2 protein-coding genes are annotated in these 564 nt (G+C 43.3%); both read left to right on the top strand.

All coding sequences use genetic code 11. The features are described 5' to 3' along the window. A partial coding sequence (locus tag ACXJJ8_RS15455; RefSeq protein WP_499031873.1) for a hypothetical protein occupies window positions 1-337 on the top strand: 337 nt, incomplete at its 5' end. A gap of 60 nt (window positions 338-397) precedes the next feature. After that, window positions 398-564 (top strand): Clp protease N-terminal domain-containing protein (locus ACXJJ8_RS15450; protein WP_499031875.1); only part of this gene is annotated, 167 nt, incomplete at its 3' end.

Below are 564 nucleotides of genomic sequence, written 5' to 3'. Positions count from 1 at the left end.
CAGTGTTGCAAGGCAAATTATAGAGCATGAACGTGCTGCGAGACATAAGCTGATTCAAGAGTCCCGAATGCGGATAATAGATCGTGTGAACCGTTCATTAGGTATTCTGTCATATGCGGGAATCATGGATTCGAAAGAAGCCGCGCAGCGTTTATCCGATGTGAGACTTGGCATTGACCTTGGTATTATCAACAACGTTTCATCGAATGTTTTGAATGAACTGTTGGTGATGACGCAGCCTGGTTTTCTTCAACAATATGCCGGTGAGAAATTAAATGCCGAAGAGCGAGATATACGCAGGGCTGAGTTGATTCGCGAAAGATTTGGTAGGGTTTAAGAAAGATAAGATTCATCCTTTAGGATTTCCATAGATATACTAATTTTGGAGGTGTTCTCTATGATGTTTGGAAGATTTACGGAACGTGCGCAAAAGGTGCTCTCTCTTGCTCAAGAGGAAGCTGTTCGTTTAGGGCATAACAATATTGGTACAGAGCACATTTTACTTGGTCTTATTCGTGAAGGGGAAGGCATTGCCGCTAAAGCGCTCGTTGCTTTGGGCTTAGG

Source organism: Lysobacter sp. P5_C4 (assembly GCF_054049695.1).
The sequence above is the reverse complement of the archived record's forward strand: the minus strand, read 5'-3'. Positions and strand labels throughout refer to the sequence as shown.